This window comes from Kitasatospora sp. NPDC032121, from assembly GCF_055580145.1.
This window is the reverse complement of the sequence record NZ_JBVILX010000016.1, coordinates 14,830-34,291: the sequence shown is the minus strand read 5'-3', so window position 1 is coordinate 34,291 and position 19,462 is coordinate 14,830. Positions and strand designations below refer to the sequence as shown.

At 74.9% G+C, this 19,462-nt stretch carries 19 protein-coding genes; 8 read left to right on the top strand and 11 right to left on the bottom strand.

Features of this window, described 5'->3' with window-relative positions; translation table 11 throughout:
- The first annotated feature begins 34 nt into the window (after positions 1-34).
- The 3 genes from ACZ5OX_RS30235 to galE all read left to right on the top strand — a co-directional run bounded on the left by ACZ5OX_RS30235 (position 35) and on the right by galE (position 2,868).
- Positions 35-496 (top strand): hypothetical protein, encoded by a 462-nt coding sequence (locus tag ACZ5OX_RS30235; RefSeq protein WP_465634409.1) that lies wholly within the window; start codon positions 35-37, stop codon positions 494-496.
- A gap of 580 nt (positions 497-1,076) precedes the next feature.
- Positions 1,077-1,724 (top strand): hypothetical protein, encoded by a 648-nt coding sequence (locus ACZ5OX_RS30230; RefSeq protein WP_465634407.1) that lies wholly within the window; start codon positions 1,077-1,079, stop codon positions 1,722-1,724.
- A 127-nt stretch (positions 1,725-1,851) separates the two neighbouring features.
- The gene (gene galE, locus ACZ5OX_RS30225) at positions 1,852-2,868 is read left to right on the top strand and encodes a UDP-glucose 4-epimerase GalE (protein ID WP_449792761.1); all 1,017 of its coding nucleotides are present in this window, start codon (positions 1,852-1,854) and stop codon (positions 2,866-2,868) included.
- 13 nt (positions 2,869-2,881) lie between these two features.
- Here galE and ACZ5OX_RS30220 read toward each other — a convergent pair whose 3' ends face one another.
- On the bottom strand, positions 2,882-3,580 hold the full coding sequence (locus ACZ5OX_RS30220) for a lytic transglycosylase domain-containing protein (protein WP_449809797.1): 699 nt from the start codon (positions 3,578-3,580) through the stop codon (positions 2,882-2,884).
- Between the two features lie 71 nt (positions 3,581-3,651).
- Positions 3,652-3,858, bottom strand: coding sequence for an antitoxin (locus ACZ5OX_RS30215; RefSeq protein WP_363387466.1), 207 nt, complete (start codon positions 3,856-3,858; stop codon positions 3,652-3,654).
- Positions 3,859-4,126: 268 nt separating this feature from the next.
- On the opposite strand from ACZ5OX_RS30215, the gene ACZ5OX_RS30210 reads away from it, so the two are divergent.
- Together ACZ5OX_RS30210 and ACZ5OX_RS30205 are read left to right on the top strand one after the other, a co-directional pair.
- Entirely contained in the window at positions 4,127-4,741 is a 615-nt protein-coding gene (locus ACZ5OX_RS30210) for a DUF6542 domain-containing protein (protein ID WP_465634405.1), read from the top strand.
- A complete protein-coding gene (locus ACZ5OX_RS30205) occupies positions 4,734-6,347 on the top strand; it encodes an LCP family protein (RefSeq protein WP_465634404.1) in 1,614 nt (537 codons plus the stop codon). The genes ACZ5OX_RS30210 and ACZ5OX_RS30205 overlap by 8 nt, the downstream gene beginning before the upstream one ends.
- Positions 6,348-6,550: 203 nt before the next feature.
- Here ACZ5OX_RS30205 and ACZ5OX_RS30200 read toward each other — a convergent pair whose 3' ends face one another.
- Positions 6,551-7,360, bottom strand: a complete 810-nt coding sequence (locus ACZ5OX_RS30200) for a nucleotidyltransferase domain-containing protein (protein ID WP_465634403.1) — start codon at positions 7,358-7,360, stop codon at positions 6,551-6,553.
- A gap of 120 nt (positions 7,361-7,480) precedes the next feature.
- On the opposite strand from ACZ5OX_RS30200, the gene ACZ5OX_RS30195 reads away from it, so the two are divergent.
- Positions 7,481-7,849 (top strand): DUF4259 domain-containing protein, encoded by a 369-nt coding sequence (locus ACZ5OX_RS30195; RefSeq protein ID WP_465634570.1) that lies wholly within the window; start codon positions 7,481-7,483, stop codon positions 7,847-7,849.
- Between the two features lie 7 nt (positions 7,850-7,856).
- Here the strand turns inward: ACZ5OX_RS30195 and ACZ5OX_RS30190 are convergent, their stop codons facing one another.
- Positions 7,857-9,092 (bottom strand): MFS transporter, encoded by a 1,236-nt coding sequence (locus ACZ5OX_RS30190; RefSeq protein WP_465634401.1) that lies wholly within the window; start codon positions 9,090-9,092, stop codon positions 7,857-7,859.
- Positions 9,093-9,245: 153 nt separating this feature from the next.
- Between ACZ5OX_RS30190 and ACZ5OX_RS30185 the strand changes: the two genes are divergently transcribed.
- A complete protein-coding gene (locus ACZ5OX_RS30185) occupies positions 9,246-9,689 on the top strand; it encodes a winged helix-turn-helix transcriptional regulator (RefSeq protein WP_392877843.1) in 444 nt (147 codons plus the stop codon).
- Positions 9,690-9,765: 76 nt separating this feature from the next.
- Here the strand turns inward: ACZ5OX_RS30185 and ACZ5OX_RS30180 are convergent, their stop codons facing one another.
- Positions 9,766-10,860, bottom strand: a complete 1,095-nt coding sequence (locus ACZ5OX_RS30180; RefSeq protein WP_465634400.1) for a DUF6777 domain-containing protein — start codon at positions 10,858-10,860, stop codon at positions 9,766-9,768.
- Positions 10,861-11,433: 573 nt separating this feature from the next.
- Between ACZ5OX_RS30180 and ACZ5OX_RS30175 the strand changes: the two genes are divergently transcribed.
- A complete protein-coding gene (locus ACZ5OX_RS30175; protein ID WP_465634399.1) occupies positions 11,434-12,801 on the top strand; it encodes a streptophobe family protein in 1,368 nt (455 codons plus the stop codon).
- A gap of 180 nt (positions 12,802-12,981) precedes the next feature.
- Here ACZ5OX_RS30175 and ACZ5OX_RS30170 read toward each other — a convergent pair whose 3' ends face one another.
- From ACZ5OX_RS30170 to ACZ5OX_RS30145, 6 genes are all read right to left on the bottom strand, one after another.
- Entirely contained in the window at positions 12,982-13,356 is a 375-nt protein-coding gene (locus ACZ5OX_RS30170; protein WP_465634397.1) for a DUF1304 domain-containing protein, read from the bottom strand.
- Positions 13,353-14,381 (bottom strand): serine/threonine-protein kinase, encoded by a 1,029-nt coding sequence (locus tag ACZ5OX_RS30165; protein WP_465634569.1) that lies wholly within the window; start codon positions 14,379-14,381, stop codon positions 13,353-13,355. Before ACZ5OX_RS30165 ends, ACZ5OX_RS30170 begins: the two co-directional genes overlap by 4 nt.
- Positions 14,382-14,458: 77 nt before the next feature.
- On the bottom strand, positions 14,459-14,872 hold the full coding sequence (locus tag ACZ5OX_RS30160; protein WP_465634396.1) for a hypothetical protein: 414 nt from the start codon (positions 14,870-14,872) through the stop codon (positions 14,459-14,461).
- Between the two features lie 382 nt (positions 14,873-15,254).
- On the bottom strand, positions 15,255-17,666 hold the full coding sequence (locus ACZ5OX_RS30155) for an ABC transporter ATP-binding protein/permease (protein WP_465634394.1): 2,412 nt from the start codon (positions 17,664-17,666) through the stop codon (positions 15,255-15,257).
- Positions 17,667-18,007: 341 nt separating this feature from the next.
- Positions 18,008-18,655 (bottom strand): hypothetical protein, encoded by a 648-nt coding sequence (locus ACZ5OX_RS30150; RefSeq protein ID WP_465634393.1) that lies wholly within the window; start codon positions 18,653-18,655, stop codon positions 18,008-18,010.
- Positions 18,656-18,714: 59 nt separating this feature from the next.
- Positions 18,715-19,365 (bottom strand): sigma-70 family RNA polymerase sigma factor, encoded by a 651-nt coding sequence (locus ACZ5OX_RS30145; RefSeq protein WP_465634392.1) that lies wholly within the window; start codon positions 19,363-19,365, stop codon positions 18,715-18,717.
- Between the last annotated feature and the right edge of the window lie 97 nt (positions 19,366-19,462).

Genomic DNA, 19,462 nt, shown 5'->3' with positions numbered 1-19,462 from the left:
CACCACGAACTCTCCACGACAAGGGGTCGGGACCATGGACTGCGAAGAAGTCATGCTGACCGTCCGGATCACCGCCGCCGAGCGCGCGCTGCTGCGCGAACTCGCGCGCGGGCACGGTGGCGACGTCTCGGACGTGGCGGTGGACGGACTGCTGGAGGTCATCCCCGCGCTGCACGACGACACCTGCGTCCTGCCGCTGCTGCGCGTGCTGTCCAGACCGGCACCCTTCGCGCTCACCCTGTGGCTGCCCGCCCCGGTCGCGGACCTGCTGCCGCTGCTCGGTGAGCGGCTCGCGCGGACCGGCGGCCCCGCGGCCGGTCCGGCCAGTGCCGCGCTCTCGGCGGCCCTGCGGCTCTGGCTGGCCGGGGACCGGATCGCCCTGGCGGCCGGGCTGGCCCGCCTGCACGGGGGTTGCGGCGCCGGCGCGGTGGCGGCGGTACGGTCCGCGGTCGGTGCGGCGGCCTTCGGGGCGGAGCGGGTGAAGGTCGCGGCCTGACTCTTCGCTCGTTCTGACTGTTCGTCATGTCCCGGTCCGCGGTGGCGAGTCCGGGGTGTGAGCGGTGCGCCCGGCAGCGGCCGGGCGTACCGCTTTTTCCTTGGGTCGGACGGGGGAACTCCGCGGGCGATTTCTGTTATCTCCGGCCGCCCCTCCCGCTCTCCGGAGTGTCGGAAGGTTCGAGCCCCGCGCGTCAGGGGAGCCAGACCCGGGGGTGGCATGGCCGTTGGGTGACTGTGAGTCAGATCACCTGTGCGTCGGCCGTCTTGGGTCGGGGCTGCGGCGGCCGGCGGTCGCCGGGTGGAGGCCCTTGGCAGAACCGGCCGCTGTCGAGGGCCTCGTGAGTCGTTCGGGGTAAGGCTGTTCCTGTGAGTCCGTGAAACCGGTCGGCCCGTATGCCGGCCGACCCTTCGACCCGAGCCGCCGACGCCCGTGGGCCCGTGGGCCCGCAGGCCCGTAGGCCCGTAGGCCCGTAGGCCCGTCGCGCCGGGAACGTCGACCGCCCATCCGGCGGCGGCCGTTCCCGGCGCCGGCCGTTCCCAGCACCCCCGCCCCCACACCGCCCCGAGGACCAGCCCGTATGCGAACCCGCCCCCACCTCGCCGCCCTCGCCCTGGCCGCCGCCGCCCTGCTGCCCGCCGCCGTACCCGCCGCCGCCCACGGCGACGGCGTCCACCTGGACGTCACCGGCCAGCGGAACGGCCGCGTGAGCACCGTCGCCACCTGGGAGAACGACCACGACCCGGTGACCGGGGAGTTCACCGGCACGCTCTCCGCGACGGCCTCCGACGGTCGCACCGTCGGCCCCTGGCGCCTGGTCACCGCCCCCGGCAGCCCCGGCACGTACACCACTCGGGAGGCCCTCCCCGTCGGGCACTGGCGGGTGACGGTGGACTGCGTCGTGCCCGCCCTCGGGCACGGCGAGCGCGAACTCGACGTCGACACCGTCGCGATCGCCGACCCGACGCCCCCGGAGGCGGAGGGCCCGGCGCTGTCCGAAGGCTCGCCGCGGTCCGCCGAGGTGGCCCCCGCCCCCCTCCGGGAGACCGCGACGGCGGCGGGAAGCACCGCGGCGGCGGGGACCGCCGCCGTCGCCGCCCGGGAGGGCTCGCCGCGCCCCGCCCACGCGACCACCTCCGACACCACCACCTGGGCGGCCATCGGCACCGCCTGCGCGGCCGTGGTGCTGGTCGCCACCGGACTCTGGCTGCGCCGCCACCGCGGCTGACCCGTCCTGGACCGCCCGGCCGGGTCGCGGGGGCGCCCGGCGGAACCGGCCGGGTGCGAACCGACGTCCTTTTCGGTCACCGGGCGCCACCGCGGGTGCCCGGACGATCGCAAGGGAGCGTCCGCGCATGAAGAAGGTCCTGATCACCGGAGGTGCGGGATTCATCGGCAGCACCGTCGCCTCCGCCCTGCTCGACCGGGGGATCACCCCGGTCGTGCTGGACGACCTCTCCCGGGGACGGACCGAGTTCGTCGCGGACCGGGTCTTCTACCGGGGCGACATCGCCGACGCCGCCCTGCTCGACCGGATCTTCGCCGAGCACCCCGACATCGACGCCACCGTGCACTGCGCCGCGAAGATCGTCGTACCGGAGTCGGTGGCCAAGCCGCTGTACTACTACCGGGAGAACGTCGCCAAGACCGTCGAGCTCCTGGACGCCCTCCAGCGCAACGGCTGCACCCGGATCGTCTTCAGCAGCTCCGCGTCGATCTACGCCCCCACCCCCGACGCCCGGGTCGACGAGAGCAGTCCGGTCGACGCCGGCAGCCCGTACGCGCGCACCAAGCAGATGATGGAGCAGGTCCTCCAGGACTGGACCCGGGGCGAGGGCGCCGAGCGCCAACGCGTCATCGCCCTGCGCTACTTCAACCCGATCGGCGCCGACCCGCAGCTGCGCACCGGCCTCCAGGACCTCAACCCCACCCACGCCCTGGGCAAGCTGATCGAGGCGCACACCACCGGCACCCCGTTCACCGTGACCGGCACCGACTGGGCGACCCGCGACGGCTCCGGCATCCGCGACTACGTCCACGTCCAGGACCTCGCCGAGGCGCACGTCGCGGCGCTGCTGCGGTTCGACGAGGTGATCGCCCCGGGCGTGGCGGACCGCTACCGGGTGATCAACGTCGGCACCGGCGACGGGACCACCGTGCGGGAGCTGATCGCCGCCTTCGAACAGGCCGTCGGCGCCAGCCTGGAGGTGCGGGAGGCCGGACCGCGGCCCGGGGACGTGATCGGCTGCTACGCCGTCGTGGACACCGCGCGGGACCTGCTCGGCTGGCAGCCGCGGCGCGGCATCGCCGAGGGGGTCGCCGACGCGCTGGCCTGGCGGCGGGTCTGGTCGGCCCGGGTCGGCGTCAGCTGACCGCCGCAGGACGCTACTTGACGGCCTCGCCGGACTTCGACCAGTTGTCGCGCAGTCGGTCGAGGTAGGACTGCGCCTGGGAGCCGATCTTGACGCCCCGGGCGAAGGCCAGCATGTTGCCCGCGCCCGCGTTGTAGCCGAGGGCGGCCAGTTCGTCCCGGGTGAGCGGCGCGCCCGGGCGGACGGGCAGCTGCGCGGCGAGGTCGTGCAGGTGCCAGGCGGCCGCCTGGATGGCCAGGTCGCGGTCGTCCGGCAGCTCCTCCCACTGCCGGGAGGCGAAGGGGCGGCCGGGCTTGGTGTCGTCGAAGGCGGCCCGGTGCATGTTGGCGATGCCGAAGGAGGCGTCCGGCTTGCTCCGCTGCCAGGCCCGTTCGAGCTCGGGGTCGTGCGGCTTGTACGCCTCGTTGTAGAGGATCGCCATCAGCAGCTGCGGGTTGACCCCGGCCTCGGCGGCGTACCGGCGCACTGGCGCCGCGTAGTCGGCGGGGTCGTAGGAGCCCGACGGCTTCGGGGGCTTCGACGGCGCCGCGGAGGCGCCGGCCGACGGCGCGGCGCCCGCGGAGGCGCCGGACGGGGCGGCCGCGGTCGGGGAGGGGTCGGCGGAGGCCGCGCCGTCGTGGCCGTTGCCGCGGACGAGACCCAGTCCGGCCACCACCACGACGCCGATCACCAGCCAGCGTCCCCGGCCGGACCCCTTCTTCTCCTCGCTCACCGCTGCCGCCCCTCCCCGTTCGCCCGTGTGCCCGTTCGACCGCCGTGCGGCTGATCGTGCCCCGCGGCAGGTTACTCGGTGGGCTTCCGGTCGCCGTCGAGGTTGCGCAGGAAGTCCTTCGCCTTCTCGACGCCGGTGTCGATCTGCCCGCTGTACTTGCCGTCCGTGCGGTCGTCGATCGCGTCGCCGACCTTGTCCAGGCCCTGCCCGATCACGTCGCCGTGCTCGCGGGCGAGGTCGGTGGCCTTGTCCGCGATGTTCTTCAGACTCTCAAACATGGTGACGCTCTGCTCCTCTGATGCGTTCCTGATGGTGTGCCGACGTGGCGGGGATCATGACCATCCTAACGACGGCCCACCGGGCGGTCCGTCGCTGCCGGGTGGCAGCGGGTGACTTTGCTGAAATGGGTTTGTATGCTCCACCCCATCCTCTACAGCGATGTAGAGAATGGGGTCCCCACCAGGACGCCGGCAGGACCGAGGGCGTCCCGGCACACGCGGCGGTGCGATCGCGCCGCCGCGGCCGCAACGATCGAGGGAAGTGCGCATGGCCGGCCAGCGGGCGAGAACGCCGTACCAGGACGCGGGACCGCGTACCGAGGACCGCGCCCTGCCGACCCAGCGCTCCCGGGCGGTCGGCGCGGGAGCCGCAGGCGCCCCCGGCGCCGCCGCGGCCCCCGTCACGCCCCGGCCGCCGCGCCCCGGGGCGGCCCGCCGCCACCAGCAGGCGCGCCGACGGGCCGGGGCGGCGGCCGCGCTCTCGGCGGTCGGGCTGCCGCTGCTCGGCGCGGTCGCGGACGAACTCGACGGGCCGGGCGTCGGCCTCCTCTTCGCGGTGGGCTCGGTGCTCGGGACGGCCGCCGCCGCGGCGCTGTGCAGCCGGGCGGGCCGGTGGTGGGTGGTGACGGCCGCTCCGGTCGTGGTGCTGCTCACCGCCTCGGGCGTCGAGTACCTCGCGCAGCCCGGGAAGTACCAGGGGAAGAACCTCGGCACCGGCGTGCTGCGCTGGGTGGTCGGGGCGTTCCCGGTGATGGCCGCGGCCGTGGCGGTGGCGCTCGCCGTGGTCGCGCTCCGCGCCGCGTCGGCCCGCCGCCGGACGGTGTCGGAGCGCCGGCGCAAAGGCAGGACGGCCGCCCCCGGCGGAAGGGGTCGCCGTGGCTGAGCGCGTCAACGGCCGTACCGGCGGCCGGGGTCAGCGCGGTCAGCGCGGGCACCTCCCGCGCCGCGGGGCCGCCCCGATCACCGTCGCCGGGCGCACCCTGGCCTGCACCGTCTCGATCGCCGTGCTCGGGGCCAGCGGCTTCACCTGGTACGAGTACCGCAGCCTGGACGACGGCATGATCAAGTCCTCCGCGCTGAGCGAGGCCAAGAAGAACGCCCCGCCGCACCTCGACAAGTCCGTCAACCTGCTGCTGATCGGCCTGGACAGCCGCAAGGACATGGACGGCAACGACCTGCCCAGGCAGTTCGTGGAGGACGAACTGCACGCCGGCTCCAGCGAGATCGGCGGGTACAACACCAACGCCCTGATCGTGCTGCACATCCCGGCCGACGGCGGCAGGGTCACCGCGCTCTCCGTCCCGCGCGACGACTACGTACAGACCGTCGGCGCCGACGGCAGGATGCACAAGGTCAAGGAGGCGTACGGGATCGCCAAGGAGGCCGCGGAGCAGAAGCTGGCGGGCAGGGGGCTCTCCAGGGCGGAGCTGGAACGGCGCAGCCGGGAGGCCGGCCGCTCGGCCACCATCCAGACGGTGCAGTCCTTCCTGGACGTCCCCATCGACCACTTCGCGGAGGTGAACCTGATGGGCTTCTACGACATCGCCAAGGCGGTCGAGCCGATCCAGGTCTGCCTCAACCACCCGGTGGACGACCCGATCACCGCCCGGACCGCCACCCACGAGGGCGGTGGCACCGGCCTCAGGCTGCCGGCCGGGATCAGCTCCCTCGACGCCGCGCAGGCGCTCTCCTTCGTCCGCCAGCGCCACCACCTCGCCAACGGCGACCTCGACCGCACCCACCGGCAGCAGGCGTTCCTCTCCTCCGTCGAGTACAAGCTCAAGCAGCAGGGCATCCTGAACGACCTCGGACAGATGCAGAAGCTGTTCGCGGTGGTGAAGAAGGACGTGGTCATCGACAACGAGTGGGACATCCTCGACTTCGCCCAGCAGGCGCCCAACCTGACCGGCGGCAACGTGGAGTTCAACACCCTGCCGATCAGCGGCTTCAAGACCGTCGGCGGGCAGGAGGTCAACACCGTCAACCCGGACCTGATCAGGAAGATCGTCCGACAGCTCTTCAACCACGAGGCGGCGCCGGTCGTTCCGGCCGCCCCGCCGGGGGACGCGCCCGTCGAACCGGGCCCGTCGTCCGCCGCCGCCCCGGGTGCGGTGCTCAAGGCCGTGGTCGACGTCAACGCGGCCGCGGGGGCGGCGGCCGACGAGTCCAGGGCGCTGGCCGAACTGGGCTACCAGGTGGGCCGGATCGGTGACGCCCCGGCCAGGACGCGGGCCACCGCGGTCACCTACGGGGCCGGGGCCAAGACCGACGCCCAGCGCCTCGCCGCCCGCTACGGGGTGAGCGCGGTCTACTCGGCGGCCGTCCCGGCGGGCCGCGTGGTGGTCACCCTCGCCCCCGTCCGCACCCCGAGCCCGACGGCCGTGCCGTCGGGCGCCCCGGCGCAGGGCGAGCCCTCCGCCGACCCGGCGGCGGGGCTGCCGATGCAGGGGCCGGCGGTGCGGGCGGGCGGGATCCCGTGCGTGGACTGAGGCTTCCTCGGGGCGGCGGACCCGTCCTCGTGCTGCTCGGCCAGGGTCAGGCGTCCCCGCAGCGGCACTCCGCGACCAGCCGCAGGCACCAGGCGCGGGCGGCCGGTTCGGGCTCGCCCTCCCGCGTCAGGAGGTCGACCAGCTCCCCGACCGGATCGGGGAAGACCTCGCGGACCAGCGGGTGGCCCGCCTATGCGGCGCCGTCACGGGCGGGGCGCCTTCACGCCGTGGACGGCGGCGTACTCGGCGGCGAGCCAGGGGCCCAGGTCGTCGACGAGCACGGTCAGGGCGGCCCGGTCGGCGGTGGGGGTGCGGGCGATGGTGGCGGCGAGTCGCAGCTGGGCGGCGCGTTCGGGGTAGTGGGCGGCGAAGGCCTCGGCGGAGGCGGCGAGGTCGCTGGTCCAGCCGCCCCAGCGCGGCATCACCAGGGTGAAGCCGGTGCGGACGAGCCGGCGGGAGATGCCGCGGGTGAGTGCGCGCAGTTCGCCGTCCGTGGCGGCGGCGGCCAGGCGCTCGCGCCACTGCGGGAGGACCAGGGCGAGGTCGCCGTTGGTCTCCCGGGCGAGCAGTGAGGTGGGGCGGTAGCGGGGGAGCCGGGCGGCGAGGTCCTTGCCGAGCAGCGGGGTGCAGAGGCAGGCGACGAACCAGCCGAGGTCGTGGCGTTCCAGCTCGCTGAGTAGCGTGCCGGTGTCGAAGAGCAGCACGCCGACCCCGTTCACCTGCGCGAACTCGGCGTCGAGCGCGGCCTCGAGGGCGTCGGCCGCCGCCCGGTCCGCGGCGCTGGGCTCGTGGTGCAGGGCGAGCAGCAGGTCGAGGTCGGAGACGCCGGGTGTCGCGGTGCCGCGCGGGACACTGCCGTAGAGGTAGGCGCTGTGCAGGCGGTCGGGGGTGAAGGCCGCGGCGATCCGCTCGCGGGCGGCCGCGACCACGGGCGCGAACGCCGGGGGGACGCGCTCGAGCGAGCCCTCCCGTGCGATGAAGCCGTCCCGGTCCAGCCCCTGAGTGGTGGTCATGGCGGCACTATGTCCCAGCGGCGCCCCGCTGACCAGCGAATATCCGTCGGCCCGCGGATTGTCAGTGGGGTGTGCAAGCATCCGTTGCACACGAACACGAACGGCGTGGTGGGGAACGGCATGGGCGCCTGGGACATCGGGCACTTCGACAACGACTCGGCGGCGGACTTCTGCAACGGCCTGGACGACGCGGCGCCGGGTGAGCGCGAGGCGCTGCTTCGGTCGGCGCTGCTGGGCGCCGTCCGGGCGGAGGAGTACCTGGACTCGGACGAGGCCTACGGCCCCGAGGAGCCGATACCGCCGCTCTCCGTCGAGCTGCGCCCGCTCGCGGTGGAGGCGTTGGACCGGGTGGTGGCGGAGGAGTCGGAGCTCGCGGAGCTGTGGGACGAGACGGAGAGCGGTCCGGCCTGGCGGCGGGGCATACGGGAGCTGCGCGACGTCCTCGATCCGGTGCCGCCGACGATCGACGTGCCGTTGTTCGACATCTGAGCTGACGTCAGCGGCGGGCCGCCGTCCACCAGTAGCCGAGTGCGGTGAGGCTGGTGGCGGCCCCGAGCAGGCAGACGGCCGTCCAGCCGCCGTGGTCGTAGACGACGGTGGACAGGATCGCGCCGGCGCCGCACCCGGCGGAGTAGAACAGCATGTAGCCGGCGGTCAGGCGGCTGCGCGCCTCCGGGCGGACCTGGTAGAGCAGGTGCTGGTTGGCGACGTGGACGGACTGCAGGCCGTAGTCGATCACCACCATGGCGAGCACCGGCCACCAGACGGAGTGCGGCAGCAGCGCGGCCGGGAGCCAGCCGACCAGCATGGCGAACAGGCCGATGCCGGTGGTGCGTTCGGCCCGGCCGCGGTCGGCCTGGCGGCCGGCGAACCCGGCGCCGAGCGCTCCGGCGGCGCCGGCGAGGCCGAAGAGCCCGATCTGGGTGTGGCTGAGGTCGAAGGGCGGCGCGGCGAGCGGGAGCACCATCGGGGTGAGCAGCACGGTGACGGAGGTGAAGCTGAGCAGCGCGAGGACGGCCCGGGTGCGGAGCACGCGCTCCTGGGCGAAGAGCACGAACACCGAGCCGATCAGGCGCGGGTAGCCGATCCGCTCGACCGTGCGGTGCCGTTCGGACGGGACGGCGGCCGCGACGGCGAGGGCCATGGCGGCGGTCGCGACGGCGGAGGCCAGGTAGACGGCGCGCCAGCCCGCCAGGTCGCCGATGGTTCCGGCGACGGTTCGGGCGAGCAGGATGCCGACCACGATGCCGCTGGTCACGGTGCCGACCACGCGGCCCTGGTCGCCCGGGGCGGCGAGTTGGGCGGAATGGGCGACGACCACCTGGGCGACGACCGCGAGGACGCCGACGGCGGCCATCGCGGCGAGCATCAGCGGGGCGGAGGGGGCGAGCGCGACGGCGAGGAGGGCGAGGACGGACAGGCCAAGCTGGGTGGTGATCAGGGTGCGGCGGTTGACGTGGTCGCCGAGCGGCACGAGCAGCAGCAGGCCCAGGGCGTAGCCCGTCTGGGTGAGGGTGCCGACCAGGCCGATGGTGGCCGGGGCGATGTCGTAGTCCCGGGCGATCAGGTCGAGCAGCGGCTGTGAGTAGTAGACGTTGGCCACGGCGAGGCCGCAGGCGACGGAGAGCAGCCAGGCGACGGCGGGCGACAGGCCGCGCGCCGGGGCTCCGCCGGGGTTGTCGGGCGGTCCGGCCTCGGCGCAGGCGGCGGTTGTGCGGGCAGGAGAGGTCATGGTGGGACTCCCTCGAAGGGCACGATGGTTTCAAAGTGCTACCGAGAGACCATGGCATATTCTGGTTTCAATAAGCAACCACACTGATCGGTACGCTGGGCGCCGACCGGTGGGAGTCCGGAGCCGAGAGCCGCGAGCCGAGAGGTGGGAGAAGTGCCGAAACGCACCACGCACGAGGAATCGAGCTGCCCCGTCGCCCGTCCGCTCGACGTCGTCGGTGACGGCTGGACGCTGCTGATCGTCCGTGACGCCTTCGACGGGCTGCGCCGCTTCGGGCAGTTCCAGAAGAACCTCGGCCTGGCCAAGAACATCCTGTCGGCCCGCCTGGCCAACCTGGTCGCCAACGGCGTGTTCGAGCTCGCACCGGCCGCCGACGGCAGCCCCTATCAGGAGTACGTGCTCACCGAGAAGGGGCGCGCGCTGTTCCCGGTGATCACGGCGCTGCGGCAGTGGGGCGACGAGTGGTTCTTCGAGGAGGGCGAGCCCCGGGCCCGCCTGGTGGACCGCGAGTCCGGCGCGCCCGTCGCACCGGTCGAGGTGCGCTCGGCGGACGGCCGGGTGCTCGGGCCGCAGGACGCGCGGGTGCTGCTGCCCTGAGGCGAGCCGCCGCCACCGGCCGGGTGGCCGTTGGTGGTAGCCGGTGGCAGCGGTGGGCGGGGTGGCGGGCTTCGGGTCAGCTCGGCCTGGCGGCGCTCGTGGTTGCGGATCTGGTCCCGGTTCCGATGGCCGTCGTGACGGCGGTGATCTTCGAGGGGCCCGCCGTCGTCGTGCCGGTCGCCGGATGGGTGGGCGTAGCCGTCGTCACGGTGGACGTGGGGGTGGAGGTGGCGGTGGGCGGGGACGTGGTGCCGGTCGTCGTGGTCGTCGTGCCCGAGCTCGTGGTGCCCGGCGATGTCGCCCCCGGGCTCGTCGCCGTGCCGGGTGAGGTCGTGCCGGGCGACGTGGAGGAGGTGGCCGTGGGCGCGGACGGCTCCCAGGGCGCCGGCGGCGGAATGCCGGGGGCCAGCGGCCCCGTCGGCGGTTCGACGGTCCGGTCCACGACCTCGGCCCGCCCGGTCAGCCGGGAGAACCACCCGCCGGTCTGGATGTCCACCAGGACGATCTCGGTCGCCGGCTGCGGTGCGGGCACCACCACGATCAGCGCGGTCGGATGGAAGCCCGCCCAGGCCTTCCCGGTGTACCGGGCGTCGTTCACCGGCGTCGGCGGCTTCAGCGGGTTGCCGCACGAGCAGCGCACCCGGGGCACGCCCCGGGCGTCCACCAGGACGGCGGTGCCCGCCTGGAGCACGGACTGGTACGCGACCACCGCGCCGCTCCGGTAGCTGTGGTTGGTCACTCGGGAGTCCACCCGCAGGTAGGCGGAGGTGAGCGAGCGCAGGTAGCCCGGGGTGTCGGCCTGCGCGATGCCGACGGCCGAGGCCCAGGCACGCCCGGCGTCCCCAGTCGAGACCATCCCGATCAGCCGCTCGGTGTCGCAGCTCGGCCTGCTCGTCGTCCCGGCGTACAGCCCGGCCGAGCTGCCCTCGACGCTGTGGAGAACCGCCGTGGGGCCGCTTCCGGGCGAGCTGTCGCCCGGATGCTGCGCCGTCGGGGTGACGGGGGCGGGCGCGGGGGCGCTCACAGCCTGGGTCTCCACCGACGGGGTGAACGGGTCCGGCCCGGGATCGGCCGGGGCCTGCAGGGCGACCTCGTTCGCCGTCGGCACGGTCGAGTGGCGGCCGCCCTGGTTGCCGGCGATCAGCCCGGCGGCCACCGCGGCCACCGCCACCGTGCCCGCCGCCAGGAACAGCCCCTTCCCGGAGCGCCACCAGGGCCCGCGCGCACCGGGCCCGGGCCCGCCGGCTCCGCCCGGTCCGGACGGCCCGCCCGCACCGCCGAGGCCGCTCGCACCCCCGATGCCGCCCGTCCCGGAGGCACCACCCGTCCCGGACGCCCCGTACGGGCCCCAAGGCGGAGGAGGCGTGGACGGCGGCCCGGCCGCGCCCCCGCCGGCCGTCGGCCCGGCCAGCGGTCCGGACGGAGGCCCGGAGGGCGGCCCGGACGGAGGTGTGGACGGAGGCCCGGACGGCGGACCCTGCGAAGGCTCGCCGGGCGGACCGGACGGAGGCGGCTGGGAGGACATCAAGGCTCCGTTTCGCAGGCGGTCGGCCGACCGGGGCCGGCCCCGGAGGCGCCGGCCGTCGGCTTCCCTTTCTCCCCCGCGCCCCCGTCCGCCGCAACAGCAGGTGGGCCGGGCGTCGCCGAGCGTGCCCGCCGACCGTCGGCCACCCTGGAAGCCCCACCGGCAACCGGTCGGCTGCCGGCCGGACCCCAGGCACCCCGCGCACGACGAGGAGGCGGCATGCAGCAGCCCACCAACCGGGCCGCCGGCCCACCCGGTGCCGTCCGCGGCTGGCTGGAGGCGCTCGCCGTCGTGGTGGCCGGGCTGGTGGCGATGGCGGCGGTCGCCGCACTCGGCCTATGGCTGGCCGGCGCCGACGACCTCCCCGACGGCGGCGTCCCTGCCGTGCTGGCCGCGACGCTGGCACTCGCCGTCGGCGGCACCGTCCGGCTCGACGGCGGCGCGGGAGACTTCGCGGCCGTCGGGGCCGAGATCAGCGCGATGCCGCTGAGCGTCTCGGTGGCCGGCGCGGTCACCATGGCGGAGGTGTTCCTGCGCCAACTGCGCTTCCGCGCCGTCGCGGGCGGCGGAGAGCTGCTCGGGCGGATCGGCCGGACGGCGCTGCTCTGGCTGCTCGCCCTGGTGCTGATCACCCTCGGCGCCCGGCACACCTTCGTCGTCCCGCTCGGCGACGACCTGGCGCAGTCGATCGGCGGCGCGCTGGGGCTCACCCCGGAGGTCGGCTTCCACGCGGACGGCCCGACCACCGTCGGCATCGGGCTGGCCTGGCTGCTGGTGGTGCTCGCGCTCACCTTCGCGGTGTCCCGCCGGGCCCCGCTGCCGGCCGCCCTGGTGCGCCACCAACTCGCCGTCCGCCCGGCGGCGTTCGCGCTCTGGTTGGTCCTGCTGGCGTACCTGGTGATCGGTGCGGTGGCCGGGGTACTGACCGTGATCGTGCACGGCAACGCCCGGCAGACCCTGGCCGTGCTGCTGCTCGCACTGCCCAACCTGGTCTGGTTGGCCTTCGGCGTCGGGCTCGGCGCCGAGTGGCACGGGCGGCTGGTCGGCGCGCTCGGCCTGCCCGTCCCCGAGCCGCTCAGTGCCGTGCTGCGCACCTCCGAGGGCGGGCAGGCGACCGTCGACCTCGGCACCCTCGCGGAGCAGGACACGCGCAGCTGGTGGCTGCTGCCGCTGGCCGCCGTCCTGCTGCTCGCGGCCGCGTTCCTGGCGGCCGCCCGCTCACCGCGCACCGTCCGGCTCTGGCAGCACGCCGTCCGGTTCGCGCTCGCCGCCGCCGTCACCATGCTGCTGGTGGGCCTGTGGACCCGGGTGGACGCCGACTACGGGCTCTCGGTGCTCGGCGTCGGCCTCGGCCGGGGCGGCCTGGGCGACCTGCTGGGCGCCGTGCTCGGCGGCAACAGCCCGCTGGCCGCGCTGGGCAGCGGCAGCCTCACCCTGAGCCCCGTGCTCTGGACGGCGGTGCCGCTCGCGGCGGGTTGGGGGCTGGTGGCCGGCGCGCTCGGTGCTCTGCTCGCCACCCGGGTGCGGCACCGCGGCGAGGTAGCCGGAGCGGGGGAGGAAGCGCCCTTGGGTGGGCCTGTCGGTTGACGGGATCACCCGGGCGGTTCGGCAGGAGTCCGTGCCTGGCGGTGGCGGTGGGGAGACGGTGGCGGTGACGCTGGTCGCGGTGTGGGTGCCGGTGCCGACGAGGGGCGTGACGGCGCAGGTCGGCGAGCAGTCGCGGTCCGTGGGCGCCCCGGCCGCGGGGCCCGCCCGGGGCGGCCGGGTTCAGAACGCCTCTGCCAGGAGGATGACGGCTGCCGGTACCGCCTGGCCGAGCGCGCCCCGCCAGAGCTTCGACTCGGAGCAGAACAGGGTGATCCCGCCCGCGAGCATGAACGCGGCGACGTAGAGCAGCAGCACCCGCCCGGCCCCCGGGTGGCCGGCGTGCAGCAGGACCAGGCCGGTGACCAGGCCGAGCGCCAGGAACAGGTTGTAGAAGCCCACGTTGACGCGCCACAGCCGGACCTCCGGGGCGTCCGCCGTGCTGCCGGTGAGCAGCCGGCGCACCCGCGGGTGCCCGTACAGGAAGCTCTCGAGCGGCCAGACGATCAGGTGGATCGCCGCGGCGACCACGGCGAAGACCTGGCTCACGGCGTTCACGGCGGACGGCTCCCTCCGGGCGGGGGCGACCAAGACGGCTGGACGACCGGTGCGGCCCAGGCGGGTGGCCGGGGCACCACCGGCGGGTCGGGGGCGAGCGCCGGGACGACCCGGGTGGGCGGCCCGTCCGCGCGCCACGGCTCCGGTGCGGCGGCGGTGGCCGCCGCGCGCAGCTCGGCGACGAAGCCGAGGCAGTTCGGGTACCGCTCCCCGGGCGTCTTGGTCAGCGCCCGGGAGACCACCGCCCCGACGGCGGCCGGCAGGTCGGGCCGGTGCTCGCGCAGTGCGGGCGGCGGGTCGTTGAGGTGTGCCCAGAGCAGCGCGAGGTCGCTCTCGCGGCGGAACGGCGGGGCGCCCGCGAGCATCTCGAACACCACGCAGCCGAGTCCGTACTGGTCGCAGCGCCCGTCCAGCGGCCTGCCGGATATCTGCTCCGGCGCCGCGTAGTCGAGCGTGCCGACGATCTGGCCGACTCCGGTCAGCCCGCTGAGCGACAGGGACTTCTTGGTCAGCCCGAAGTCCGCCAGGTACAGGTGCTCCGGGTGCTCGCTGTCCGTCCCGGCGGCGACCAGTACGTTGCCCGGTTTGACGTCCCGGTGCACCAGGTCGTGGGCGTGGGCGGCGTCCAGTGCCGAGGCGATCTGGAGGGCGAGCCGGACGGCCCGCTCGGCCGGGAGCGGTCCGGAGCGGGTCATCAGGGTGCGCAGGTCGCCGCCCTCGACGTAGCGCATCGCGAGGAACAGGATGCCGTCCTGTTCGCCCGCGTCGAACACCGGGATGATGTGGGGGTGGTCGATCGCGGCGGCGGCCTCCGACTCGTGCATGAAGCGCTGCCGGAACACCTCGTTGCGTGCCAGCTCGGGGGCGAGCAGCTTGACCGCGACGGTCCGCCCGAGCCGCAGGTCCCTGGCCCGGTAGACGACGGCCATGCCGCCGCGCCCGATCTCGTTCTCCAGCCGGTAGCCGGCGACCTGCCGCCCGACCAGCCCGACCAGCCCGGCGGGCAGGCCGGGCAGGCCGGGCAGGCCGGACGGCTCGGCGGGCGGCTCGTCGGAGGGCGGCCCGGTGGGTGGCAGCTCGGCGGGTGGCAGCTCGGCGGAGGTCACGGCTCACCGGTCCGGGTGGGGGCGGACGGGCTGTGTGCGGACGGGCCGTTCGCGGCTGGGCCGGGCACGGGCGGAGGGCCCGACCACGGGGAGGTCGACGGCACCGGCCGGTCGGTGGCCGCGTACGTCTGGAGCTGGAGCCCGTCGCCGTAGCACCAGCGGTCGTGCAGCGGGTCGAACAGCCAGAGCGCCCCGCCGTCCACCACCAGGCCGATCCGCAGGCCGCGGGTGCGCTCCCGGAAGGTCTCCAGGTCGAGGGCGCCGGTGGCGAGGTCCTCCAGGAGGGCGCAGTAGCGGTCGAGTTCGCCCGCGGCGTCGGCGAGCGCCGGGCGCGGGTCGGCGGTCCGCGCGGGCGGGCCCTCGGCGGCGGGCGGCGGCTGCGGCAGGGCGACCAGCAGCCGCCCGTCCACCCAGGCGGTCCAGCCGTTGGAGCAGAGGATCCGCGCCCAGTCCCCCCCGGCGGTCGAGCAGTCGCAGCGGCAGCAGCGCGTCGAGCCGGGCGGTGGGTTGGGTCGGGTCCGGCGCCGCCCAGGAGGCCATCCCGTCCGGTGGGGCGACGTGGGTGGGGCGGAACGCGAACTCGTCCATGGACGGCTACATTTCCTCCGCCGCGCGATCCCCGCCGCGCGCGGCACGACTCGCACCACAGGTCGCCTCCCACTCTACCGGCGGCGGCCCGAGCCCGCGGGGCTCACTGGTCGATGGTCACCGCCCGATGCCTTGTGCCCGACGCCCGTTGTCCGTCGGGCCCGGCAGGACCGGTAGGACCGGCAGGCCCGGGCGTCGAGACCGTCAGCGCCGCATGATGCTCGGCTCGTGCCGCCGCAGCAGGACCAGCACCACCAGGCCGTACAGCAGCGAGAGCGCGGGCAGCAGCACCATGCTCAGCACCCAGCCGGACCGCTGGTGGCGGAACATCGGGTCGGCGGTGATCGCGTTCGGGAAGATACCGTGCAGTTCGACGGTGCGCGCCATCGCCGACATGCCCCAGCGGGACGGGATCAGCCAGGCGAACTGCTCCAGCCCCGGCACCCCGTGCAGCCTGAGCATCAGGCCGCTGAAGACGATCTGCACCACCGAGAGGAGCACCAGCAGCGGCATGGTGGCCTCCTCCTTGTCCACCAGCGCCGAGACCACCAGGCCGAGCATCATCGCCGAGAAGGCGAGCAGCGCGACCGCGATGATCAGCTCGGGCAGCTGCGGCATCACCACCCCGGTCGGCACCGCGAAGGACAGGTTCACCCCGGCCAGGCCGACCACGGTCAGCACCGCGGCCTGGGCCACCGTGACCGTGCCCAGCACCACCACCTTGGAGACCAGGTAGGCCGATCTGGACAGCCCGACGACCCGCTCCCGCCGGTAGATCGCGCGCTCCTTCACCAGTTCGCGCACCGAGTTGGCGGCGCCGGTGAGCAGACCGCCGATGCAGAGCGTGAGCAGGCAGTTGACGGCGTTGTCGGGGGAGAGCCGGGAGCCGGCCATCGCCCGGCACATCAGGCCGATGACGAAGGGCAGCACCACCATGATGGTGAGGAAGAGCCGGTCGGCGGCCAGCACCGAGGTGTACCGGCGCACCAGCGTGCCGAGTTGGGAGAACCAGCCCTGCGGCTTCTCCCACGCGATCGGGGGAGTGGCGGACACCGGCGGGCCCTGGTCCGCAGCGGGGTGCAGTGCCTGACCGACGTACGGGGCTTGACCGGCGCCCGGCGCCGGACCGGGGCGCGGCGCGGGCCAGGCCTCGGCCGCGATGTAGTGCGCGTACTGCGGGGAGTCGCGGAAGCGCTGCTGCCAGGCGGTGTGGTCCTGGTGCTCGAAGGCCTCGAAGGCCTCCGGCCACTCGTCGAAGCCGAGGAACTCCAGCGCCTCGCCGGGCGGCCCGTAGTACGCCGTCCGCCCGCCCGGGGCCAGCACCAGCAGACGGTCGCAGACGTTCAGGCTCAGCACGCTGTGCGTCACCACGACCACCGTCCGGCCGTCGTCGGCCAGCCCGCGCAGCATGCGCATCACCGAGCGCTCCATGCCCGGGTCCAGACCGGAGGTCGGTTCGTCGAGGAAGAGCAGGGACGGCTTGGTGAGCAGTTCCAGGGCGACGCTGACCCGCTTGCGCTGACCGCCGGAGAGGCTGGCGATCACCTGGTCGGCCCGGGCGTCCAGGCCCAGCTCGTGGATCACCTCGCGGACCCGGGCCGCCCGCTCCTGCGGGTCGGTGTCGCCGGGGAAGCGCAGCTCGGCGGCGTAGGACAGGGCGCGGCGGACGGTGAGCTGGGTGTGCAGGATGTCGTCCTGCGGGACGAGTCCGATCCGGCGGCGCAGCTCGGCGTAGTCGCGGTAGAGGTCGCGTCCGTCGTACAGCACCGTGCCCAGGTCGGCGGGGCGCAGCCCGGTGAGGGCGTTGAGCAGGGTGGACTTGCCCGCGCCGCTCGGACCGGCCACCGCGAGCAGTGCCTTCTCGGCGAGGGGGAAACCGACGTCGTCCAGCAGCACCCGGTGGTCGGGGCCGACCCGGACCACCAGGTGCCGGACGTCCAGGGAGATCTCGCCGGTGTCGGTGTACTCGACCAGCCGACCGTCGGCCAGGCAGAACGCGGAGTGGCCGATGCCGACGATGTCGGCCGGGCCGACCGGGGCGCGTTGGACGGGGCGGCCGTTGAGGTAGGTGCCGTTGTGGCTGTCCAGGTCGACGATCTCGTGCCCGCCGCCGGGCAGGGCACGCAGTTCGGCGTGGTGGCGGGAGACCACCAGGTTGTCCAGGACCAGGTCGTTGTCGTCGGAGCGGCCGATCCGGACGCTGTGACCGAGCAGCCGGTGGACGGCGCTCGGGCGGCGGAAGGTACCGGAGGCGTGCGGGGCGACCAGTGACGGCCGCCGGTGCGTGGTGGGGACCGGGAGGGCGGCGAAGGCCGCGGACAGGCCGTCGGCCGGATCGCCGAAGCGCAGCCGGGTGCCCGGGCCGACGTTCTCCTGGTGGACACGGCGGCCCTCGTCGTAGGTGCCGTTGGTGCTGCCCACGTCCTCCAGCAGCCAGTGGCCGTCGTCGGCGCGCAGGATCGCGTGGTGCCAGGAGACCCGGGGGTCGTCCAGCACGATCTCGCTGGTCGGGTCGCGGCCGAGGTGGTAGGCCCGGCCCGGGTCGATCAGCTGCGAGTCGCTGTCGGTGACCAGCACGAGGGGCGGCGCGGTGGGCGCGCCGGGGCGCTCTCCCATGGTGGGCAGTCTATCGCCGCCGCTGTCGCCGCGTCGGTCGAAGTGCCGTTCCGGAGTGCGGGATTGGACTGGACCACTGCCTTGGCGCAGCACTGTGTTCAGCGCCCCCGCGGGGTCCGGGTGCTCCGAGGCGAGCGCGAACTCCTCGGCGGCGGCGAGCTGTTCGGCCACCGACCGGTCCAGCTCGGCGACCGCTGCCGGGGCGGGCAGGGCGGCGGCCCGGGGAGCGGCCGCAGGCGGGGAGCGGGCGCGGCCCGGCCGTGGTCGCCGGGCTCTCCGCGCTCACCTGAAGGGATGATCACGACGCCCCGTGGGCTGCTCACCCCCACGGGGCGTCGTGATCATGCACCGGCCCCCCACGGACGGCCCTCCCAGGAGCACGCTGAGGTCGCCCCCGAGGTGAGTCCCCACGGGCTCGGCACCTCCTCCTCGTCGCCGTCCTGCACCGGCAGCCGGTCGATCACCGCGACCAGCGCCGGCGGCAGCTGCGGCGCCAGCCCCCGGTGCACCCGGGAGAGGATGTCCCGCCGCACGTCGTCCGGCAGCAGCGGCCGGTTCATCCGCAACACCCTCGGCCCGGGCGGTCGTTCGGCCGTCGCCAGCTGGTCCGACCAGGCCCGCCAGTAGTCGGCGTCGTCGGTCTCGCCGAGCATCAGGTGGTGCAGGTGCAGGCAGTACGCGGCCGTCCCGCTGCCCGAGCCGGCCGCGAAGCGCCACCAGAACTCGGCAGCCTCCTCCTTGCCGGTGGCGTACAGCAGCGCGCCGAACACCTCGGCCCCCTCCGGCTCGATCCGGCGCGCGTTCACCAGCAGGTCGAGGCCGCGCGAGGCGTCCGGCGCGCCCAGCACCAGGGCCACCACCAGGCCGAGTTCGAAGGCGGCCTGCTCGTGCTCCGACGGCAGGTGGACGGGCGCGGCCGTGAGCCGGGCCCGGCGTACGGCGGCGATCCGTTCCGCATGGGCGCGTTCGGGCCGCGGGATGCGGAACACCGTGCGCCCGCCATCGGCCGGATCCGCTCCGGCCGGGGCCCCCTCCTCGGGTCTCGCCGTCACAGTTCGCCGCCGCCGTCCGGGAGTTCGCCCACCCCGAGTCGGCGGGCCAGCCGCTCCCGGGCGTGCCGGAGGTTGGAGTGCACGGTCGCCACCGGCCGCCCCAGGTACGCCGCGATCACCTTGACGTGCAGGCCGAGCAGGTACCGCAGGATCACCACGTCCCGTTGCCGGTCCGGCAGTTCGAGGATCGCCGCGTACAGCCGCACCTCGTCCGCCTCGCTGCGCAGCAGCCCCTTCGCGACCTGCTTGAAGGCGCCGATCACCGCGGCGAAGGTGACCGCCTCCACCTCGACCGGCTCCTCGACGGCCACCCAGTCCGAGACGTGCCGGTTGGCCAACCGCCAGGCGTACGCGGCCGGTTCCTCGAACCGCAGCACCTGCGGCCAGCAGCGGGCCAGGTCGGACTTCACCGCCGCGACCACCAGGGCCGCGTCGGCCCGGTTGCCTATGCGGGTCATGGCGAGGGCGCGCCAGGCCGGTTCGTGCGTCTCGCAGAAGGCCACGTACGGCAGGCCCAGGCGGAGTTCGGCCTCGGAGCGGGTTCCGGCGTCGGCGGTGGCCGTCGGTTCCGCCCCGGTCCCGTGGAGGTACGACACGGCCGTTGCGCCCCCGTGCCCGCGTTCCGGGGCACCCCTGTCGATCGTCATCGAGCCTGCTTTCCGTGGCCGTCGGCTGCTCGCCCGGGCCACCCGAGGGTCGGGCTGTCTGCGCCCATCCTCATTCCATCAGGCCCGTCACTCCAGG

Coding starts and splice junctions, on each gene's coding strand:
- ACZ5OX_RS30200 (WP_465634403.1), bottom strand. CDS start 7,360: ATGACCACCACTCAGGGGCTGGACCGGGACGGCTTCATCGCACGGGAG.
- ACZ5OX_RS30155 (WP_465634394.1), bottom strand. CDS start 17,666: ATGGGAGAGCGCCCCGGCGCGCCCACCGCGCCGCCCCTCGTGCTGGTC.
- ACZ5OX_RS30190 (WP_465634401.1), bottom strand. CDS start 9,092: ATGACCTCTCCTGCCCGCACAACCGCCGCCTGCGCCGAGGCCGGACCG.
- ACZ5OX_RS30145 (WP_465634392.1), bottom strand. CDS start 19,365: ATGACGATCGACAGGGGTGCCCCGGAACGCGGGCACGGGGGCGCAACG.
- ACZ5OX_RS30210 (WP_465634405.1), top strand. CDS start 4,127: ATGGCCGGCCAGCGGGCGAGAACGCCGTACCAGGACGCGGGACCGCGT.
- ACZ5OX_RS30195 (WP_465634570.1), top strand. CDS start 7,481: ATGGGCGCCTGGGACATCGGGCACTTCGACAACGACTCGGCGGCGGAC.
- galE (WP_449792761.1), top strand. CDS start 1,852: ATGAAGAAGGTCCTGATCACCGGAGGTGCGGGATTCATCGGCAGCACC.
- ACZ5OX_RS30215 (WP_363387466.1), bottom strand. CDS start 3,858: ATGTTTGAGAGTCTGAAGAACATCGCGGACAAGGCCACCGACCTCGCC.
- ACZ5OX_RS30235 (WP_465634409.1), top strand. CDS start 35: ATGGACTGCGAAGAAGTCATGCTGACCGTCCGGATCACCGCCGCCGAG.
- ACZ5OX_RS30230 (WP_465634407.1), top strand. CDS start 1,077: ATGCGAACCCGCCCCCACCTCGCCGCCCTCGCCCTGGCCGCCGCCGCC.
- ACZ5OX_RS30175 (WP_465634399.1), top strand. CDS start 11,434: ATGCAGCAGCCCACCAACCGGGCCGCCGGCCCACCCGGTGCCGTCCGC.